Below are 16,588 nucleotides of genomic sequence, written 5' to 3'. Positions count from 1 at the left end.
CCGGTGGTGGTCTCAACGCCTGGGGTGTAGCCGTACTCCGGGTGCCCCGGGGTTTTGGAATGCAGCTGACGGAAGTTCTCCAGCTCGCGCATCGGCAGGTCGTAGCCGGTGAGGTGCAGGAGGCTGTAAATCAACATGGAGCCGTGGCCGTTGGAGAGCACGAAACGGTCGCGGTCAGCCCAGTGCGGGTTAGTCGGGTTGTGGTTGAGGTAGTCACGCCACAGGACTTCGGCGATGTCCGCCATGCCCATAGGGGCCCCCGGGTGGCCGGAATTTGCTTTTTGTACGGCGTCCATGCTGAGTGCGCGGATGGCGTTGGCAAGCTCTTTACGAGAAGACATAACGAAACTCCAGTGCGGTTACAGTTGAGCGGCCAACATGTCTTCCAGCTTCTGCTGGTCGACGGCGAACAGGCGGATGCCTTCGGCGAGTTTTTCTACCGCCATGGCGTCCTGATTGTGCAGCCAGCGGAATTCCGCTTCGGCCAGCGGAGCGGGTTGGTGGAAGCCCTCGGTCGACGGGGTCAGCTTGCGCTCGACCGGCTGTTCGCTGTTTTTCAGCTGCTCCAGCAGGTTCGGCGCGATGGTCAGGCGATCGCAGCCGGCCAGCGCCAGGATCTGCTCAACTTTGCGGAAGCTGGCGCCCATGATCACCGTCTGGTAACGATGACGCTTGTAGTATTCATAGATGGTGCGCACCGATTTCACGCCCGGATCCTGATCGGCGTCATAGTCGGCGGCAGGCTGTTTGGCCTGGTACCAGTCATAGATGCGGCCGACGAACGGCGAGATCAGATACACGCCGGCTTCGGCGCAGGCGCGGGCCTGTGCGAAGGAGAACAGCAGCGTCAGGTTGGTGTTGATGCCTTCTTTTTCCAGCTCTTCGGCGGCTTTGATGCCTTCCCAGGTGGAAGCCAGCTTGATCAGGATGCGCGATTTGTCGATGCCCTGTTCCTGATACATGCCGATCAGTTTGCGCGCTTTGGCGACGCACATGCCGCGGTCGAACGACAGGCGGGCGTCCACTTCGGTGGAGATGCGGCCCGGCACGCTTTTGAGGATCTCGACGCCGATATTGACCGCCAGCTTATCGCTGGCGTTGATCAGCTGGGTTTCCTTGCTGCCGCCCTGGCGGCGGGCATACTCCAGCGCTTCGGTGATCAGCGCCTTGTACTGTGGCAGCGCGGCGGCTTTCAGGATCAGTGAAGGGTTGGTGGTGGCGTCCTGGGGTTCGAACTGGCGGATGGATTCGATATCGCCGCTGTCGGCGACCACCGTGGTCAGCTGCTTGAGTGCGTCTAATTGATTCATTGATAAGCTCCTTGACCAAGCTCAACGTAGGGAAATGAGAACCTTTTTCATCATAGGGGGAACACACTGCATCATCGGGTCGAGAATGAAAATGCGCTTTTTCTGATTGTTGCGATGGATAATAACAATGAATGCCGAGTAAACCCAGGCGGAGCGCGGCTTATGCACGACCGCCATCATGGCTGCAGGCGATTTAACGCCGTCCGACCGCGTTTTCGTAATAGCCGATTCGCTCGACTTTCGGCGCCGAACCTCCCCCTTCAAACTCCGACTCCAGCCAGGCATCGACGATGGTTTTCGCCAGCTCGGCACCGATGACCCGCGCGCCCAGCGTGATGATCTGAGCATCATTGCTTTTGCGCGCCCGTTGGGCGGAGTAGGTATCGTGACATTGCGCCGCGCGAATGCCGGGCACTTTATTGGCCACGATGCTCATACCGATGCCGGTGCCGCACAGCAGGATGCCCCGCCGATGTTTTTCCTCCCGTATCGCCTGTGCGACGCGATAGGCGATATCGGGATAGATCCCCGTTTCTGCGGTGCGATCCGTCGTGTAGTCAATGACGGGAATGTCCCGTTGTTGCAGGTGGGCGACGATCAGATCCTTCAGTTCAATGGCGGCATCGTCGGCGCCGATGGCGATAGGCAGCATAGCGGTCTCCTGATTGGTAACGAAAAGGGCGGCGATCCTCGATGGCGCCACGTTCATTACCGTATCTCTGTTTAATCAAATGTTCAATCTATGTTCTTTTGTTTTTTCGTCGTATTTTCTGTTTGCGCCTGTAAAAGGTGACTTTCGTCACTAAAAAAGAGGTTTTAATCGTTATTTATCCTCATGTAGACGGGTTTTTGAGCGATATCACACTTTGATAAGTTCACTGTGGGCAAATTGAACGCGTGGCGTTAGTGTTCATTTGTTCTTTGTGTGTGTTAATGATCAAAATAAGTTCCCCTACCAGAGGAGAGTGCTATGTGTCAGACCTGCATGACAGAGGCGAAAATGGCGGCCGCTATCCCCGAGATCATGAAGGCGGTTGTGGCGTACGCCCCGAAAGATTACCGCCTGGAACAGGTGCCGGTACCGAAGATTGGCCCGAAAGAGATCCTGGTGAAGATCGAGGCCTGCGGCATCTGCGCCGGCGATGTTAAAGCGTTCGAAGGGGCGCCCAGCTTCTGGGGCGATGAAAAACAACCGGCATACATCAAGGCGCCGATGATCCCCGGCCATGAATTTATCGGCCACGTGGTGGGATACGGCGAAGGCGTCGAGGGCTTCAATCTCGGCGATCGCGTGATATCAGAACAAATCGTTCCCTGCTGGCAATGCCGCTTCTGCAACCGCGGTCAGTATTGGATGTGCGAAAAGCATGACCTGTACGGTTTCCAGAAAAACGTCAATGGCGGCATGGCCGAGTACATGAAGTTCACCAAAGAGGCGATTAACTATCACGTGCCGGCCGACCTGCCGATCGAAAAAGCCATTCTGATCGAACCCTATGCTTGCTCCTTCCATGCGGTGCAACGCGCCAATATCAAACTGGGCGATGTCGTGGTGCTGGCCGGCGCCGGCACCCTGGGGCTGGGCATGATCGGGGCGATCAAAAAGTCCGGGCCCTCGAAGCTGGTGGTGCTGGATCTGTCCGACGAGCGTCTGGCGCTGGCGAAGCGCTTCGGCGCGGATGTGACGCTGAACCCGACCCGTGACGACGTGCCCGCGGCGGTTAAAGCGATGACCGACGGCTACGGCTGCGACATCTACATCGAGGCAACCGGCGCCCAAAAGTCCGTGGAACAGGGCCTGACGTTGATCCGCAAACTCGGCACCTTCGTCGAATTTTCCGTGTTCAAGGATCCGGTGACCGTCGACTGGAGCATCATCAGCGACCGCAAGGAGCTGGACGTGCTCGGTTCGCACCTCGGCCCTTACTGCTACCCGCTGGTGATCGAAGGCATCGCCAATGGCGATCTGCCGACCGAAGGCGTGGTGACGCATACGCTGCCGCTGGAACAGTTCGCCGAGGGCTTCGAGCTGATGAAGCGCGGCATCGGTTCAATCAAAGTGGTGCTTAATCCAAACCTCTGAAACCTGCATCGTTCTTCGGGTGCGGGCGAGCCTGCGCCTCCATAATCACATGTGCTGGGGTGTTCTATGTTGCATGGACTGATTCATCGCATTGGTCTGTCACCGAAACTGCTGCTGGGCTATGCCGGCGTGTTGGTGTTCATGATGGGCGAAGGGCTGGAACAAGGATGGCTGTCGCCTTATTTGATTGGCAAAGGGCTGAGCATTCAGGAATCGGCGCTGCTGTTCAGCGTTTATGGCTTTGCGGCCGCGATCGCCGCCTGGTTTTCCGGTGTGCTGGCGGAAATCTTTACCGCCCGGCGGGTGATGTTGGCCGGCCTGCTGCTGTTCTTGTTCGGTTCGGTGTGCTTTTTGACGTTCGGCCTGCCGAGCAACAACCTGGCGATCATGGTGCCGACCTATGCGCTGCGCGGCTTGGGCTATCCGCTATTTGCCTACGGTTTTCTGGTGTGGGTGGCGTATGAGGCGCCGCCGGAAAGGCTGGGGTCGGCGGTGGGGATTTTCTGGTTCGTCTACAGCGGCGGGCTCAGCGTGCTGGGCGTGCTGTATTCCAGCATCATGCTGCCTTATCTCGGCGAGATCCACACGCTGTGGAGCGCGCTGATTTTCGTCGTGCTGGGCGCGGTGATTGCGCTGATGCTCAATCGCGACGACGGCGCGGCACAGAGCGGCAACCGGGAAAAAGCGTCGCTGGGTTACGTCTTGAAAGGCATCACCATCGCGTTTGAAAACCCGAAGATCGGCCTGGGCGGCATCGTGCGCACCATTAATACCTCTGCGGCTTACGGCTTCGTCGTATTCATGCCCATGTACATGATGGATATGGGGTTCACCCGTACGCATTGGCTGCAGATGTACGCCGCGCTGTGGACGGTCAACATCATTTTCAACTTGATTTTCGGCGTGATCAGCGACGGTCTCGGCTGGCGCAATGTGGTGATGTGGTTCGGCTGCGTCGGCTGCGCCTTGACCACGCTGATGTTCTACTACGTGCCGCAATTCTTTGGCGCCAACTACCTGCTGACCGTTTGTGCCGCCGGTTTGTTCGGCGCCTGCCTGGCGGCGTTCGTGCCGCTGTCGGCCATCATGCCGTCGCTGGCGCCGGACAATAAGGGCGCGGCGATGTCGATTCTCAATCTGGGCGCTGGCCTGAGCACCTTTGTCGGCCCGGCGGTGGTGGGGCTGTTTATCGGCAGTCTCGGCACCGTTGGCGTGATCTGGATCTTTACCGGCTTGTACCTGTTCAGCGGCGTGCTGATGAAATTTGTCACGCTGCCGAAGGAAAGCGCGACGGCGTCGGAAGAACGCGGCGCGAGTTTGGCGAAAATATCCTGACCGAGGGTGAAGTTCACAGTTTTAAGGGGAAATATATGATTAATCATCAAACTACGGCGCCGCGCGAGCTCTCGCTGCAGGGCAAGGTGGCGCTGATTACCGGCGGCGCTGCGGGGATCGGCCTCGCTATCGCCGAACGCTATCTGCAAAACGGCGCGTGCGTGGCGCTGCTCGATCGGGCGCCACAGGTTGCGGAAGTGGCGCGACAGCTGGACGCCGAGGCGGCGTTGGGCGTCGTGGCCGACGTCACCGATGCCGCGTCGGTGGAGCGGGCGGTGGCGCAGATTGAGGCGCATTTCGGGCGGCTGGACGTGCTGGTCAACAGCGCCGGCATCGTCGCGCTGCATCCTGCTGAGGAACTGCCGGAAACGGCGTGGGATGCAACCCTGGCGGTCAATCTGAAAGGCGTGTTTCTTACCTGCCAGGCGGTAGGGCGCCGTTTCATTAGTCAGCGCGGCGGCAGCATCATCAATCTCGCCTCGCAGGCGGGGGTGGTGGCATTGCCGAATCACCTGGCCTATTGCGCCAGCAAAGCGGGCGTGATCGGGTTGACTCAGGTGCTGGCGCTGGAGTGGGGGCCGCACAACGTGCGGGTCAACGCCATTTCACCCACCGTCGTTTTGACGGAGCTGGGCCGTAAGGCCTGGTCTGGTGAGGTGGCTGAGCAGATGAAGCAGAAAATCCCGCTGCGGCGCTTCGCCGAGCCGCAAGATATCGCCGCCAGCGCCCTGTTTTTGGCCGGCGACGCGGCGGCGATGATCACCGGCGCCAACCTGGTGGTCGACGGCGGTTACACCATTCAATAATTTCTTATTCAGGCGACAGAGAGGCCGCGATGAACAGAATCATTAACGATCCCGATCACGTAGTGGAAGACGCCATTCAGGGCTATAGGCTGGCCCACCCGGACTATTACGCCGCCACCGACAATGCGCGGGTGTTGAAATATCCGCCGGCGCCGATCGCCGGCAAAGTCGGCATCGTCACCGGCGGCGGTTCCGGCCATGAGCCGGCGTTCCTGGGCTATGTCGGCAAAAACATGCTGGATGCCGTCGCGATTGGCGAGATTTTTTCATCCCCTACGGCGGGGGCTTTTCTCGACGCTTTCAAGGCGGCGGACAGCGGTGCGGGCGTCGCTTGCCTGTACGGCAACTACGCCGGCGACAACATGAACGTCAAGATGGCGATCAAGAAGGCCACGGCGGCCGGCATACGGGTGAAAACCGTGGTGGCCAACGATGACGTCGCCTCGGCGCCGGCCAGTGAGATCGATAAACGGCGCGGCGTGGCCGGCGAAATTCTGATGTGGAAGGTCGGCGCGGCGGCGGCGGCCAAGGGATACGATCTGGACGGCGTGATCGGCGCGGCGCAAAAAGCCATCGACCGGTGTCGTTCGATCGGCGTCGGCCTCAGTTCCTGCACCATTCCCGCGGTCGGCAAACCCAATTTTCATATCGAAGACGGCAAGATGGAGATCGGCATTGGCCATCACGGCGAACCGGGCATTGAGGTGTCGCCGATCCAGTCGGCGTCGGCGATGGCCGGCACCATGCTCGATTTCGTGCTCAACGACATGCCGCTGGAACAGGGGCAGGAGGTGGCGTTGCTGATCTCCGGGCTTGGCGCCACGCCGGTGATGGAGCTGTATATCTATTATGCCGAAATAGAGCGCCGATTGACGGCGAAAGGCGTGCGGGTGCATCGGCGCTACGTCGGCAATTACTTCACGTCGCTGGAAATGATGGGCGTGACGCTGACGCTGATGACGCTGGATGACGAACTGAAAACGCTGCTGGACATGCCGGCGCAATCTTTAGGCTTAACCCAGGTGGAGTGAATCATGACGGAACAAATTTCAACCCGGTACGGCAGTGAGATCGTTACGGGGCTGATAGACACCATTGTCAGCAACCGCGAATACCTGAGCGAAATAGACGGCGCCATCGGCGACGGTGACCACGGCATTAACATGTCGAAGGGATTCGCGATGTGCGGCGATGCCATTCGCGGCCGCACGCTCACGCTGGCGCAGGCGTTCGATGCGGTTTCCGATGCGCTGATGGAGGGCATCGGCGGTTCGATGGGGCCGTTGTACGGCAGCCTGTTCATGGGTATGGCGGAGAGCGTGCGCGAGCGCAGCGTGCTGGATAAGCAGGCATTTTTGGCGATGTTGCACGGCGGATTGCGCGAACTGCAGGACATCAGCAGCGCGGGCGTGGGGGACAAGTGTCTGATGGATACGCTGATACCGGCGGTAGCGGCGTTTGAGCAGGCGGCGGGGTGCGGTGACGACTTCGCCGCTGCGCTGGAACAGATGAGGAGCGCCGCGGCGCGCGGGCGCGATTCCACGCGCGAGCTGGTGGCGAAAATCGGCCGCGCCAGCCGTCTGGGCGAGCGTTCGCGCGGCGTATTGGATGCCGGCGCGGTATCTTGCTGTCTGCTCTTGACCCGATTGGCGGACGAGGTGGAGCAACGACTGAATACCGTTGCCGCCTGATCGCGTTATACTAGCGGGCATTCAGCATTGTCGGAGGGGCGTGTATCGTCCCTCCGCCATGATTAACCGGCCTGCCGTGGGGAAACGTCTAACGGATGGAAAAACAAACTGTGTCCCAGGATAACGAACTGCTGACCGAAATCGCCGTTGCTTATTATCAGGATGAGATCACGCAGGAAGAGATCGCCAAAAAATTCGGCATTTCACGGATCAAAGTCGGTCGTTTGCTCAAGCGCGCCAAGGAAGAAGGCATCGTCGAGATCAACGTGCGTTATCACCCGGTATTCAGCACCCGGCTGGAACAGCAGATGATGGAACGTTTTCCCATCAGCCGCGCGCTGATCGCGCTCGACCATCAGGACGAAGAGGAACAGCGTCGGCAAGTGGCGGCGCTGGTGTCCAACTATCTGGCGATGTCGCTGAAAGACGATATGGTGTTGGCGGTTGGCCAGGGACGCAACGTGGCGGCGATTGCCGATCACGTCGGCAACGTGACGGAGCGCAACTGCAAGTTCATCTGCGGCATCGGCGGTACTCACCGTCCGGGCGATGCGATCAATGCCGACCATATCAGCCGGCGCTTGGCGAAGAAGTTCGGCGGCAGCAGCGAGACGCTTTACGCGCCGGCCTACGTTGAAAATCGCGCGCTGAAAGACGCCTTCATGCAGAACGGCACGATCAAGGAAACCCTGGATCGCGCGCGTAAGGCCGATGTGGCGTTAGTCGGCATTGGCGACATGAATGAAAACAGCTATATGGTGAAATTGGGATGGTTCACGCCGCACGAGATTATCGACGCCAGCCTTAATCAGGGCGTGATCGGCGACATCGCCGGCTATGACTTTTTCAATGCCCAGGGGCAGCATGTCGACACGGTAATGAATGACAGAGTGATCGGGCTAAGCATCGATGAGCTGCGCAAAATCCCTTGCGTGATCGCCATTGCTTCCGAGAATACCAAGGCGTTGGCGATTTTGGGCGCTTTGCGTACCGGTGCCATCGACATTATCGCCACCAGCGCGCTCAATGTGCGCACTATCCTCAACATGTCGCAATAGCGGCACCTGCAAAAATAAAGGGTTCAGCGCCAGGCTGAACCCTCAACGATCTCCTCATTTGACCGATTATTTGCTCAGGTTGACGTCGATCGCCTGATAGAAGGCGTTGGCGGTGTCGGCTATGTCCCACACGGCAAGGATCACGTGCGAACCGCTGCGATCTGCCGGTATGTTGCACTGGTGGGTGACCTGCGCGGCAGGGATGGCACCGCCGTCGTTGAACTGGCAGAACGGCGTCAGGTCAAAGGAAGCGCGGGTCAGCGGCTGCGAAGCGTCCCAGTTCGGCTTGGTGATGAAATAGCGCCAACTGGTGGTGCTGTGACGCGCGGTCAGCTTCCAGGTAAAGGAGTTCGGGCCGGTTTTCAGGTTGAGCTTGTTCCAGCGCGTCGGCGTTTGCTGATCCAGTTCGAAGAAGGTGGACTTGTCGGCGCTGGCGATGTGGCCGTCAGCCGGACCGGCCTGCGGGAAGCCTTTCAGGCCTTCGACGCTCTGCGGTTCGTACTGCACGCTGCCGCACTGCGTGTTGAGCTGCAGTTTGCACTGGTAGGCGCGGCTGGCTGGCGACTCGACATAACCGTGAGCATTCGCCTGTTGCGAAACGCCGAACATGGCCGCGCTCAGCAGGCCCAGAGAGAGCAGGGTACGGGAAGTTTTGTTCATAAGTCACTCCTGACTGAAATAATGTTGTAAGTTGAGCGTATTTCACCGACAAAATGAGAGAGTAATAACGCAATTGGAAATAACCCTTCTTGTCGGCTTGTTTTATTTTTATCATTCTGGTCATGCGATAGAGCGGAATGTTTTAACGGCTATTAACGAAAATTATTATGATGACGATCTTTGATCGTTAGGCTGAATTTATTTAACTGTCGCTGTGTAAAAGTAGGGCGCTATGATGAATTTTATATCAGGTCGTGATGAATAGTATTTAAGATAGCGCTCTCATTTATGAAGTATATTGCTTGTTGCTATGAGTACCCTTGTTCGATTTGATCGATTTTTGTGCGCCACCACCTTGGGAATTTAGTGTCATTTTTCTTATTTTATTTTAAAGAGGAATTTGTATGACTAGATTATCCCTGGACGCGATTAAAATAATCAGCACCATCAAGAGCACCGGATCTTTCTCTATGGCGGCGGAGGCACTGCATAAAACGCCTTCGGCGATTTCTTATCGGGTTTCCAATATTGAAAGCAAACTCTGCGTGAAACTTTTTCATCGCAATGGCCCCATGATTACCCTGACGGATGAAGGGGAGTTTCTCCTGCAGGAGGGCAGCTGGATATTAAATGCGGTGCAGGATCTGGAAAGCCGGGTGCGCAACATCCCCAAGCTGGACAATAATATCCGCTTGGCGGTAGACACCTTCTTCCCGTTGGAAACCCTGACGCAGGATATCCGCGACTATATTCAGCATTGCCCGAACGCCAGTATCTCGGTGCAGCGGGAAGCGTTGAACGGTACCTGGGATGCGCTGAAGAACAACCGGGCGGATCTGATCATCGCCATCGGCCAAATTCCCGACAGCGTACAGGCCAAAACCCTGATGCTCGGCAAGCTCAACTTTGTGCTATGCGTGTCGCCTTCGCACCCGTTCGCGGCGCAGAGAAAACCGGTGTGCAAGAAACAGCGGTTGAACGACATCGTGGTGGTGATCGCCGACAGCAGCCACGAGCTGCCCAAGCGCAATCACGGCACGCTGCCCTTGCAGCGTCAGTTGGTGGTATGCGACGTGGAAAGCAACCTGGCGCTGCTCAAACGCGGCATCGGCCACGCTTTTCTGCCGCCTGCTTTGATCGAAAAGGAATTGGCCAGCGGCGAACTGGTGACGGTGCCGGTGGAAATGCAAAAGGGCGACGAAATGATTTGGCTGGCGTGGCACCCGGCCAGCAAGGGCGCCGGGTTTAACTGGTGGCATGAGCGGCTGACGCGCAAAAGCGATGTCTACAGCCTGATGGGCCGCGAAGTGGTACGGGATGGCGGCTATCCGTGGTGCCACAACTGATGGAATAGAGACGAAGGGACGCGAAAATCAAACGGTTAACTCAATGAAAACCCCGCAGCATTCGGCTACGGGGTTTTTTTACGGCTTACGCCACGCGGCCCACCTTCAGCCAGGCGCTGTCTGAGCCCGGCGCCGAGGTGATGTAACCCCACTTGGTCTGCCAGACGTAACCCTGATAGGACACCAGTGCCCCCTGCGCGTAAGTGGTGCCCGGCACGTAGGCCGGCGCGGTCATGATCGGCAGGTTGCCGGGGCCGACGCCGGTGTAGCGCAGCCCGGTGCCCATATCCAGCTGGCTGTCGTCGTAGTCCGCGGCGTTGAAATAGCGATCCAGTGCGGCCAGCAGATCGCCGTTGCGGTTGTCTTGCCCCAGATGCCAGAACATCACGCCGCCCAACTGCTGCTGCTTGATGTATTTCGCTTTGTATTTGAAGCTCTCGGCATCGTCATAGGTGACGAACAGCCCTTTCTGCGCATGATACAGGTAAGGGGTTTTGGTCTTGTCGTTCCACAGCCGCTGATAGCCGTAGTTGCCCAGCAGCATCTGCTCCAGCTGGCGATAGGAAGCGATACGCGGATCCTTGTCGCGTACGCACTCTTCGCAACCCACCAGCCAGTAATCGGTATTCGGATACGGATCTTCACCCGGCGTGCTGTGGCTGCTGTACTGGCCGCCGTTGCTGCCGCTGACGCCCTTGAAGGCGCGGCCGTAGAAGGGGACGCCCATCACGATTTTGGCGCTCGGCACGCCTTCCATCATCAGGTGTTGCTGCACCGCAGCGTCGACCGTCAGGCTGAACGGGCTGGGGAAGGCGCGGGTCAGCTCTTCCCAGCTCCAGCCCAGATTGGCTTCGCGCAGCGCGTTGTAGAAGGTCGGCCCGGCCGCGTCGCCGAACAGCGCCGCCTGGTGGTTGGTTACCTTCTCCCAAGGGCCGGCCAGATCGTAGGTCATCAGGTTAATGTAATCGAGCGGCGCGACGATCTGCGCCAGCTTGCTGTAATAGCGCGACAGGAAGAAAGCGCCGCCGGCGCCGGCGATGGTCAATTGATACGGCAGCACCTGGCGGCCGTCGGTGACGGTTTGCTGGTTCAGCAGGGTGCGGATCTCCTGCAGCGCGGCGATGAAACCGTCTACTTCCGCCGCCTGCGGATACTCCCAGTCGATGTCCACGCCGTCGAAGCCGTAATCCTTCATGATGCGCACGCAGGATTGGGCAAACTTGGTGCGCGACGCCGGGGTCTTCACCGCGTTGACGTAGTTGGCGTGCGACACACCCAAATCGTTGGAGTAGTACCAGCCGCCGATGGAGAACATGATGCGCAGGCTGGGGTTGTGCGCTTTGAGCGCGGTCAGACGATTGACCACATCGCGCGCCTTGGCGTCGTTGGTGGCCGGATCCCAGGCGCATTCCAGATTGCTGTTGATATCCAGGAACGAGAAGTTGATGTGCGTCAGCTGTTTGGCTTTGGCCGGCGTGATGTTGGAAACCGGGAACGGCACGACAGACGTATCGGTCTCGGTGTAATTATTGATTTGGTTGGTAGGAATAAAATAATACCCAATAACGGCTTTACGTGTGGACATGGCATTTCTCCAGAGTGGATGTTTTTATGATGGGGAAATATTTCCCGTTGCCATTAATGTTTATTTTTAGTGAAAACAAAAGTCGAAATAAATCACAATGACAATGAATTTTTATTCACTGCTGCACAAATTGGCGCTGATGAGTTGTGCCAGCGCTCAGCATGAATGAATTCGACCATAGGGGCTGTATTTATTCATTTGCTTTGTAATAGCATCCTTAATTAGATTCTGAATATCCGATGTCCCACCGGCCGTGATTGGCATTTAATTAAAAATAAAAAAGGAGATGAGCTATGTCCAGCATAGAGCCTGACGCTGTTGGCTTAATAGTCCAGCGAGTATGTGAATATCTTCAGCCGGTATTGAACGCCATTCTGGCCGGCGTGATGGCACTATTGCACGGTGCCTATCGCAACGTGGGTATTCGGCGCCGTTTATTGAATGCGGCGATGTGCGCGTTATTGGCCTGGACGGTGCGCGATGCGCTGGCGTTGATGGGCCTGGAATTAAAGTGGGCGAATTTGGCCAGCGTACTGATTGGTTTTATGGGGGCGGATTACATCAACGCCTTAATTAAAAAATTCATCGGCAAAAAGACGGGGTTTAAAAATGTTAAATGACATCGAAGAGATTCGCTTTACTGCCCGCAGCGAAGAAAACCTGCGCGGCGTGCACCCGGATCTGGTGCGCGTTATTCGTCTGGCGCTGCGTTATTCCCTGGTGCCGTTTTCCGTCAGCGAGGGGCTGCGCAGTATGGCGCGCCAGCGGGAAATGGTGCGCGCCGGCAGCAGCCAAACGCTGCGCAGCCGCCACCTGACCGGCCACGCGGTGGACGTGGTGGCGATGCCGGCGGGCGTGGTCTCCTGGGAGTGGGATTACTACGCGCAGATTGCGGTGGCGGTGCGGCGCGCGGCGCGTGAATGCGGCATCATCGTCGAATGGGGCGGCGAATGGAAAACCCTCAAGGATGGTCCGCACTTCCAGCTGACGTTCCGGGACTACCCGGCATGAGCGGTTGGCTGCAAAAACTGATGCAGGGCGGGTTGCTGCTGCTGTTGCTGGCGGCCATTTGCCTCGGTGGCTACAGCTCGCTGCTGTCGCACCAGTTGGCGTCTGTGCGCCAGCAGGCGGAGGAACTGCAAAAAAGCCTGGCGCAGCAGGCCGGACTAATCGCCACCCTGCAGACTCAGGATGCGCAAAACCGTGCGTTGATGGCGGCGCAGCAGCGGCAGGAACAGCAGCTGCGCCAACAACACGAGGCTTATCAGAGGAAATACCGTGAAGCGATTAAAAACGATCCCTGCGCCGCTCAGCCTCTGCCTGGCGCTGTGTTTGAGCTCTTGCGCCCGGCCGCCGGCGCCGCAGGCCGTGCCGCTGTTGCCCCCTGAATCGGTATTCGCTCCCTGTGAGCAGCCGCAGTTGCAGGGGAAGACCTGGGGCGATGCGGTAAGCTATGCCCTGGCGTTACAAACCTCGTTACACATTTGCGCCGGCCAGGTGGATACGCTCAACGCCTGGCGCGCCACGCTGCCGCCGCGCTGACGGCGGCGTTTCTTTGCTCGTCCCGCAGACCTTCTTTTTTTACTTTTGAAACGGAATTTCGACCAAGGTTATGGCGCGCTTCAAAGTTTGTGATGTTTCTCTCACTATACTTCAAGGCTGTGCCCTGTCATTGTACCTGGGCGCCATGGCCCACGGCAGGGCGCAGCCTCAAAGCCTTACCTCAACATAAAAGCAAAAAACAAAGGAATCCATAATGGACGAACAGCTCAAACAGAGTGCCCTTGATTTCCATCAGTTTCCTGTCCCAGGGAAGATCCAGGTTTCCCCTACCAAACCGTTGGCGACCCAGCGCGATCTGGCGCTGGCCTATTCGCCGGGCGTCGCCGCGCCTTGCCTCGAGATCGCCGAAGATCCGCTGGCGGCCTACAAATACACCGCGCGCGGCAACCTGGTGGCGGTGATTTCCAACGGCACGGCGGTACTGGGTCTGGGCAATATCGGCGCGTTGGCCGGTAAGCCGGTGATGGAAGGCAAGGGCGTTTTGTTCAAGAAGTTTTCCGGTATCGACGTATTTGATATCGAAGTGGATGAGCATAACCCTGACAAGTTAATCGACATTATTGCCGCGCTGGAACCGACCTTCGGCGGTATCAACCTGGAAGACATCAAGGCGCCGGAGTGTTTCTACATCGAACAGAAACTGCGTGAGCGCATGAAGATCCCGGTGTTCCACGACGACCAGCATGGCACGGCGATCATCACCACTGCGGCGGTGCTCAACGGCCTGCGCGTGGTGAAGAAGAACATCTCCGACGTACGGCTGGTGGTGTCCGGCGCCGGTGCGGCCTCTATCGCCTGTCTGAACCTGCTGGTGGCGCTGGGGCTACGTCAACAGAACATCACCGTCTGCGATTCCAAGGGCGTCATCTATAAAGGCCGCGACGCTAACATGGAGCAGACCAAAGCCGCCTACGCCATCGAGGATAACGGTCAGCGCACGCTGGGCGACGCCATCCCGAACGCCGACATCTTCCTCGGCTGCTCCGGCCCGGGCGTCCTGACGCAGGATATGGTGAAAACCATGGCGCGCGATCCGCTGATCATGGCGCTGGCCAACCCGGAACCGGAAATTCTGCCGCCGCTGGCCAAAGCGGTGCGCCCGGACGCCATCATCTGTACCGGCCGTTCCGACTACCCGAACCAGGTGAACAACGTCCTGTGCTTCCCGTTCATTTTCCGCGGCGCGCTGGACGTGGGCGCCACTACCATCAACGAAGAGATGAAGCTGGCCTGCGTGCATGCCATCGCCGATCTGGCGCTGGCGGAGCAGAGCGACGTGGTGGCTTCCGCCTATGATGACCAGGATCTCTCCTTCGGCCCGGAATACATCATTCCGAAACCGTTCGATCCGCGCCTGATCGTCAAGATCGCGCCGGCGGTGGCCAAGGCGGCGATGGATTCCGGCGTGGCGACGCGCCCGATCGAAGACTTCGACGCCTACGTCGAGAAGCTGGCGGAGTTCGTCTACAAAACCAACCTGTTCATGAAGCCGATCTTCTCGCAGGCGCGCAAAGAGGTGAAGCGGGTGGTGCTGGCGGAAGGCGAGGAAGAGCGCGTGCTGCACGCCACGCAGGAGCTGGTGTCGCAGGGGCTGGCCTTCCCGATCCTGGTCGGCCGCCCGAGCGTGATCGAGATGCGCCTGAAAAAGCTGGGTCTGCAGCTGACGCCGGGTAAAGATTTCGAAGTGGTGAACAACGAGTCGGATCCGCGTTTCAACGAATACTGGGGCGAGTACTACCAGATCATGAAACGCCGCGGCGTTTCGCAGGAACAGGCGCGCCGCGCGGTGATCGGCAACCCGACGCTGATCGCCGCCATCATGCTGCACCGCGGCGAAGCGGACGCGATGATCTGCGGCACCATCGGCAGCTACCACGAGCATTACGACGTGGTGAAGAACGTGTTCGGCTTCCGTGAAGGCGCGCACGTCGCCGGCGCGATGAACGCGCTGCTGCTGCCGAGCGGCAACACTTTCATCGCCGACACCTACGTCAACGACGATCCAACGCCGGAACAGCTGGCGGAGATCACCCTGATGGCGGCGGAAACCGTGCGCCGCTTCGGTATCGAACCTAAGGTGGCGCTGCTGTCTCACTCCAGCTTCGGTTCGTCTGATTGCCCGGCGGCGCGCAAGATGCGTAAAACGTTGGAGCTGGTGAATGAGCTGGCGCCGGAGCTGGAGATCGACGGCGAAATGCACGGCGACGCCGCGCTGGTGGAAAGCATCCGTCACGATTTGATGCCGGACAGCCCGCTGAAAGGCTCAGCCAACCTGCTGATCATGCCGAACATGGAAGCGGCGCGCATCAGCTACAACCTGCTGCGCGTCTCCTGCTCGGAAGGGGTGACCGTCGGGCCGGTGCTGATGGGGGTCGCCAAGCCGGTGCACATCCTGACGCCGATCGCCTCGGTGCGCCGCATCGTCAACATGGTGGCGCTGGCGGTAGTGGAAGCCCAGACCGAACCACTGTAAGCCCGGGTTGAGTGACTGGCCCCCTGCGCTGTTGGCGCCGGGGGCTTTTTTATTTCCGGTGGACGTGGTACAAATAATCGTCAAATATGTACATGTACAGGTAAAGAAAATGACTACGATTAGCTACACGGCGGCGAGAAACAATTTGGCCGAGGTGCTTTTGGAAGCGCAAAAACAGCCGGTGGAAGTGACGCGCCGCGGACACGATGAGGTTTACATCATCAGTAAGGCCGACTATGAGGTTTTGGTCAAAGCCAAAGTGAAAGCGCGCATTCAGGCTAAACACGCGGATACGATTAAGGCGCTGGCGAATAGATGATCTTTTTGACCGCAGAGGATATTGCGGAGTTCAATGCTGAAATTGTGCCTCACGGCCGCCAGGAAGGCAGCAAAGTTGAGGCTGTAGCCAACCGCGTGCTCAATGCTTACCACTACGAGAACGTCACAGACGTTTACCGCTTGGCCGCGCTCTATCTCATCGCCATCAGCCACGGTCACATTTTTCTTGATGGCAACAAACGTACGGCCTTCCAAAGCATGGCGCTATTTCTCGGTATTAATGGCATTGCACTGCGGGAAGACGCAGAACTGGTCGAAATTACGGTTGAAGCAGCTCAAGGCCGCCTCAACGTTGAACAAGCCGCTGAACACTTACGCCGGCTAACCGAATAACCCCCC

Annotated in this window: 18 protein-coding genes and 1 pseudogene; 14 read left to right on the top strand and 5 right to left on the bottom strand. The window is 58.3% G+C overall.

Going from position 1 to position 16,588, the window contains the following annotated elements:
• The 3 genes and pseudogenes from ACJ8J4_RS09295 to rpiB form a co-directional block, all read right to left on the bottom strand.
• Positions 1 to 341, bottom strand: a pseudogene (locus ACJ8J4_RS09295) (transketolase); the annotation flags it as partial.
• Positions 342 to 359: 18 nt separating this feature from the next.
• Positions 360 to 1,310, bottom strand: a complete 951-nt coding sequence (gene tal / locus ACJ8J4_RS09290; protein WP_016926754.1) for a transaldolase — start codon at positions 1,308 to 1,310, stop codon at positions 360 to 362.
• A 193-nt stretch (positions 1,311 to 1,503) separates the two neighbouring features.
• A complete protein-coding gene (gene rpiB / locus ACJ8J4_RS09285) occupies positions 1,504 to 1,962 on the bottom strand; it encodes a ribose 5-phosphate isomerase B (protein ID WP_025303812.1) in 459 nt (152 codons plus the stop codon).
• A gap of 318 nt (positions 1,963 to 2,280) precedes the next feature.
• On the opposite strand from rpiB, the gene ACJ8J4_RS09280 reads away from it, so the two are divergent.
• From ACJ8J4_RS09280 to ACJ8J4_RS09255, 6 genes are all read left to right on the top strand, one after another.
• Positions 2,281 to 3,393 carry an MDR/zinc-dependent alcohol dehydrogenase-like family protein gene (locus ACJ8J4_RS09280; RefSeq protein WP_049209353.1) on the top strand — a complete coding sequence of 371 codons (1,113 nt, stop codon included), beginning with the start codon at positions 2,281 to 2,283 and terminating at the stop codon, positions 3,391 to 3,393.
• Positions 3,394 to 3,459: 66 nt separating this feature from the next.
• Complete coding sequence (locus ACJ8J4_RS09275; RefSeq protein ID WP_025303810.1) at positions 3,460 to 4,728, top strand: MFS transporter; 1,269 nt, start codon at positions 3,460 to 3,462, stop codon at positions 4,726 to 4,728.
• Positions 4,729 to 4,763: 35 nt separating this feature from the next.
• Positions 4,764 to 5,534, top strand: coding sequence for an SDR family oxidoreductase (locus tag ACJ8J4_RS09270; RefSeq protein ID WP_025303809.1), 771 nt, complete (start codon positions 4,764 to 4,766; stop codon positions 5,532 to 5,534).
• Between the two features lie 29 nt (positions 5,535 to 5,563).
• Positions 5,564 to 6,565: a dihydroxyacetone kinase subunit DhaK gene (locus ACJ8J4_RS09265; RefSeq protein WP_015378693.1), complete on the top strand. Its 1,002-nt coding sequence runs from the start codon at positions 5,564 to 5,566 to the stop codon at positions 6,563 to 6,565.
• 3 nt (positions 6,566 to 6,568) lie between these two features.
• Entirely contained in the window at positions 6,569 to 7,225 is a 657-nt protein-coding gene (dhaL, locus tag ACJ8J4_RS09260; protein ID WP_049205376.1) for a dihydroxyacetone kinase subunit DhaL, read from the top strand.
• A gap of 95 nt (positions 7,226 to 7,320) precedes the next feature.
• Positions 7,321 to 8,283 (top strand): sugar-binding transcriptional regulator, encoded by a 963-nt coding sequence (locus tag ACJ8J4_RS09255; RefSeq protein WP_025303807.1) that lies wholly within the window; start codon positions 7,321 to 7,323, stop codon positions 8,281 to 8,283.
• A 66-nt stretch (positions 8,284 to 8,349) separates the two neighbouring features.
• On the opposite strand, the gene ACJ8J4_RS09250 is transcribed toward ACJ8J4_RS09255, so the two are convergent.
• Complete coding sequence (locus ACJ8J4_RS09250; protein ID WP_004936574.1) at positions 8,350 to 8,943, bottom strand: lytic polysaccharide monooxygenase; 594 nt, start codon at positions 8,941 to 8,943, stop codon at positions 8,350 to 8,352.
• 404 nt (positions 8,944 to 9,347) lie between these two features.
• Between ACJ8J4_RS09250 and ACJ8J4_RS09245 the strand changes: the two genes are divergently transcribed.
• Positions 9,348 to 10,289: a LysR family transcriptional regulator gene (locus tag ACJ8J4_RS09245; protein ID WP_025303805.1), complete on the top strand. Its 942-nt coding sequence runs from the start codon at positions 9,348 to 9,350 to the stop codon at positions 10,287 to 10,289.
• 85 nt (positions 10,290 to 10,374) lie between these two features.
• Here the strand turns inward: ACJ8J4_RS09245 and ACJ8J4_RS09240 are convergent, their stop codons facing one another.
• A complete protein-coding gene (locus ACJ8J4_RS09240; RefSeq protein ID WP_197770148.1) occupies positions 10,375 to 11,874 on the bottom strand; it encodes a glycosyl hydrolase family 18 protein in 1,500 nt (499 codons plus the stop codon).
• 293 nt (positions 11,875 to 12,167) lie between these two features.
• Here ACJ8J4_RS09240 and ACJ8J4_RS09235 point away from each other — a divergent pair, with 293 nt between their 5' ends.
• From ACJ8J4_RS09235 to ACJ8J4_RS09205, 7 genes are all read left to right on the top strand, one after another.
• Positions 12,168 to 12,494, top strand: a complete 327-nt coding sequence (locus ACJ8J4_RS09235; RefSeq protein WP_004936551.1) for a phage holin, lambda family — start codon at positions 12,168 to 12,170, stop codon at positions 12,492 to 12,494.
• A complete protein-coding gene (locus tag ACJ8J4_RS09230) occupies positions 12,484 to 12,885 on the top strand; it encodes a M15 family metallopeptidase (protein WP_025303803.1) in 402 nt (133 codons plus the stop codon). The genes ACJ8J4_RS09235 and ACJ8J4_RS09230 overlap by 11 nt, the downstream gene beginning before the upstream one ends.
• Positions 12,882 to 13,262, top strand: coding sequence for a DUF2570 family protein (locus tag ACJ8J4_RS09225; protein WP_043140376.1), 381 nt, complete (start codon positions 12,882 to 12,884; stop codon positions 13,260 to 13,262). Before ACJ8J4_RS09230 ends, ACJ8J4_RS09225 begins: the two co-directional genes overlap by 4 nt.
• The gene (gene lysC, locus ACJ8J4_RS09220; protein WP_043140373.1) at positions 13,243 to 13,416 is read left to right on the top strand and encodes an Rz1-like lysis system protein LysC; all 174 of its coding nucleotides are present in this window, start codon (positions 13,243 to 13,245) and stop codon (positions 13,414 to 13,416) included. Before ACJ8J4_RS09225 ends, lysC begins: the two co-directional genes overlap by 20 nt.
• Before the next feature lie 214 nt (positions 13,417 to 13,630).
• On the top strand, positions 13,631 to 15,910 hold the full coding sequence (maeB, locus tag ACJ8J4_RS09215) for an NADP-dependent oxaloacetate-decarboxylating malate dehydrogenase (protein WP_016926766.1): 2,280 nt from the start codon (positions 13,631 to 13,633) through the stop codon (positions 15,908 to 15,910).
• Between the two features lie 7 nt (positions 15,911 to 15,917).
• Positions 15,918 to 16,229, top strand: a complete 312-nt coding sequence (locus tag ACJ8J4_RS09210; RefSeq protein WP_226905689.1) for a type II toxin-antitoxin system Phd/YefM family antitoxin — start codon at positions 15,918 to 15,920, stop codon at positions 16,227 to 16,229.
• The gene (locus ACJ8J4_RS09205; protein ID WP_025303801.1) at positions 16,226 to 16,582 is read left to right on the top strand and encodes a type II toxin-antitoxin system death-on-curing family toxin; all 357 of its coding nucleotides are present in this window, start codon (positions 16,226 to 16,228) and stop codon (positions 16,580 to 16,582) included. The genes ACJ8J4_RS09210 and ACJ8J4_RS09205 overlap by 4 nt, the downstream gene beginning before the upstream one ends.
• The last annotated feature ends 6 nt before the right edge of the window (positions 16,583 to 16,588 follow it).

The organism is Serratia sp. CY47280 (assembly GCF_052168655.1).
Lineage (GTDB): Bacteria > Pseudomonadota > Gammaproteobacteria > Enterobacterales > Enterobacteriaceae > Serratia > Serratia bockelmannii.
Note: the sequence above shows the minus strand (reverse complement) of the source record. Positions and strands in the feature narration are given on the sequence as shown.

Bases quoted from the DNA above. Each gene is read 5' to 3' on its own strand.
- tal (WP_016926754.1), bottom strand. From the start codon at position 1,310: ATGAATCAATTAGACGCACTCAAGCAGCTGACCACGGTGGTCGCCGAC.
- rpiB (WP_025303812.1), bottom strand. From the start codon at position 1,962: ATGCTGCCTATCGCCATCGGCGCCGACGATGCCGCCATTGAACTGAAG.
- ACJ8J4_RS09280 (WP_049209353.1), top strand. From the start codon at position 2,281: ATGTGTCAGACCTGCATGACAGAGGCGAAAATGGCGGCCGCTATCCCC.
- ACJ8J4_RS09275 (WP_025303810.1), top strand. From the start codon at position 3,460: ATGTTGCATGGACTGATTCATCGCATTGGTCTGTCACCGAAACTGCTG.
- ACJ8J4_RS09270 (WP_025303809.1), top strand. From the start codon at position 4,764: ATGATTAATCATCAAACTACGGCGCCGCGCGAGCTCTCGCTGCAGGGC.
- ACJ8J4_RS09265 (WP_015378693.1), top strand. From the start codon at position 5,564: ATGAACAGAATCATTAACGATCCCGATCACGTAGTGGAAGACGCCATT.
- dhaL (WP_049205376.1), top strand. From the start codon at position 6,569: ATGACGGAACAAATTTCAACCCGGTACGGCAGTGAGATCGTTACGGGG.
- ACJ8J4_RS09255 (WP_025303807.1), top strand. From the start codon at position 7,321: ATGGAAAAACAAACTGTGTCCCAGGATAACGAACTGCTGACCGAAATC.
- ACJ8J4_RS09250 (WP_004936574.1), bottom strand. From the start codon at position 8,943: ATGAACAAAACTTCCCGTACCCTGCTCTCTCTGGGCCTGCTGAGCGCG.
- ACJ8J4_RS09245 (WP_025303805.1), top strand. From the start codon at position 9,348: ATGACTAGATTATCCCTGGACGCGATTAAAATAATCAGCACCATCAAG.
- ACJ8J4_RS09240 (WP_197770148.1), bottom strand. From the start codon at position 11,874: ATGTCCACACGTAAAGCCGTTATTGGGTATTATTTTATTCCTACCAAC.
- ACJ8J4_RS09235 (WP_004936551.1), top strand. From the start codon at position 12,168: ATGTCCAGCATAGAGCCTGACGCTGTTGGCTTAATAGTCCAGCGAGTA.
- ACJ8J4_RS09230 (WP_025303803.1), top strand. From the start codon at position 12,484: ATGTTAAATGACATCGAAGAGATTCGCTTTACTGCCCGCAGCGAAGAA.
- ACJ8J4_RS09225 (WP_043140376.1), top strand. From the start codon at position 12,882: ATGAGCGGTTGGCTGCAAAAACTGATGCAGGGCGGGTTGCTGCTGCTG.
- maeB (WP_016926766.1), top strand. From the start codon at position 13,631: ATGGACGAACAGCTCAAACAGAGTGCCCTTGATTTCCATCAGTTTCCT.
- ACJ8J4_RS09205 (WP_025303801.1), top strand. From the start codon at position 16,226: ATGATCTTTTTGACCGCAGAGGATATTGCGGAGTTCAATGCTGAAATT.